Source organism: Segeticoccus rhizosphaerae (assembly GCF_009192725.1).
Lineage (GTDB): Bacteria > Actinomycetota > Actinomycetes > Actinomycetales > Dermatophilaceae > Segeticoccus > Segeticoccus rhizosphaerae.
In genome coordinates, this window is the sequence record NZ_VOHR01000504.1 from 1 (window position 1) to 1874 (window position 1874).

At 73.5% G+C, this 1874-nt stretch carries 1 protein-coding gene; it reads right to left on the reverse strand.

The annotated features are described in order from the left end of the window. Positions 1-187: 187 nt before the first annotated feature. Entirely contained in the window at positions 188-1693 is a 1506-nt protein-coding gene (locus FRW57_RS21140) for an SCO6880 family protein (protein ID WP_152186991.1), read from the reverse strand. Positions 1694-1874 lie beyond the last annotated feature (181 nt).

The following is a 1874-nucleotide window of genomic DNA, read 5'->3' on the forward strand; positions in this document are numbered from 1 at the left end:
CCGCGCCGGGCGGCGTGGCGAAACAGCCGTGGCTCCTTGGGGCGGGCGGGCGGCGCCGGCACGCGGGGCAGCTCGTGGCCGAAGTCGTGCAGCAGCCGCGTCATGTCCCGGCCGGCCCGGACCTTGCTCATCTCTCGTACCCTTTCGTGGTCGTGGTCGTGGTCGTGGTCGTTGCGGGCTGGGTTGCTCAGCCCCGGTGTCGGGTGAGGCTGGTGCCGAGCGGGATCGTGGACGCGATGAACGCGACGTCCTGGGCCATGTCCAGGCGCAGCGGCGCGAACCCGGCCCGCCGCACGGAGGCGTCCAGCCGGGCGGCGTACTCGCTGACCCGTTCGGTCTTGGGCACGGTGACCGTGCACACCCCGTAGGGCCGGATCATCGCGTTTCCCCTGGCCAGCTTGGAGTCCATGCCGCGAGCCTTGGCGGCCTGGTCGCGCTGCTTGGCCCGTTGTTTCATCCCGACCTTGTCGCGCAGGTGGCCGCCGATGTCCGCGGCCCACTCGGAGTTGGCGCTTCGCCGGTCGGCCTTGCCCTGGGCCAGGATCGGGTAGCTGACCATGAAGCAGCGCCGCTCGCCCGGCTCGTCGGGCGTGAGCACGGGCGCCAGCGCCCCCATCACCGCGCCCTTGGAGGGCAGCTTGATGGTGGCCGACGCGGAGTTCCACGCGTCGTGGCTGTAGTGCCGCACCGCGGGGTCAGCCCCTGAGGGCCCGGCCATCGCCCACGGCACGTCGGCGTTGACGCCGGGGTCGCGTTCGCGGGCGGCCAGCGCCTCCACCACGCCCGCGCGATCGCCGGGCGCGAAGCCGGTGCGGCAGGCCAGCGCGAGCTCGGGTGAGGACAGCCAGCGAACGTCCAGCATCCCCATGGCGCCGCGCAGCTGCGCCTCGACCTCGGCCATCACCGCGTACAGCACCCGGGCTCGGCCGTCCAGCCCACCGCCGCTGCGCTTGGCGTGCCGGGCGATCCGCGCCTCCGGGACCACCACGGTGGCGAAGGCCTCCGTCCGGACCGCCGCCCCGTCCAGGGCTCGGGTCAGGTCGTCGTTGACCTGCCGCGAAAGCTGTGGGCCGGCGGCGCGCCGGTGCCGGCGCAGGTACAGCTGCCGCTCCGCGCCGTCGTCGGGCACCGTGCGGACGATGAAGATGATCTCGGTGACCAGCTCCGCACGTGAGGCCGCGTCCAGCAGCTGGCTCAGTCCGGCGCCCTCCAGTGCCCGCGCCGGGGAGTCCTTCATGCCCAGGCCCGGGTGGACCACCGCCGCGGTCACCGCCCAGGTCCGGTTGGCGTGGTCCTGGATCACCGCCACCCGGTTCTGCGTGTGCCCGTGCGGTGGGCCGTCGTGGATCTGGACCGCCTCCAGCACACCCGGCAGGTCGGCCTGGTCGAGATCGGTGACCGCGCCTCTGGTCGCCGTGGCCCGAAACCGGGTCCACCCCCGCAGGCTCCCGGCCGCGTAGCTCACGGCGGCGCCGAGCCAGCCGAGGGCGGTGCGGCCCCACGCCTCGGTGACGGTGACCACGCCCGCCGCCACCCACCCCAGCAGGAGGATCCCCGCGGACGCCCAGTCGCCGCGCGACATGGCCCAGCACGGCGGCAGGAAGCCCACGGCCAGGATGGCCAGCTGCCACCCGGACAGCCCGAAGAACCAGCCGATCTTGTCTCGCGCGTAGTCGCCGTAGACCGTGGTCATTGCTTGTCTCCTTGCCTCAGACGGCCGCTGCGGCCGCGCCTTCGGTCCCGCCCGCTGCTCCGCCGGCACCGCTGCCGGATGGACCCGCACGACGACAGACGCGAGCACGGCTCCGACACACGGCATACGCTGTGCTGTGGTCTGTCGGCTGACCCGACCTGAAGGAAACCCATGGAAACCG

Coding starts and splice junctions, on each gene's coding strand:
- FRW57_RS21140 (WP_152186991.1), bottom strand. CDS start 1,693: ATGACCACGGTCTACGGCGACTACGCGCGAGACAAGATCGGCTGGTTC.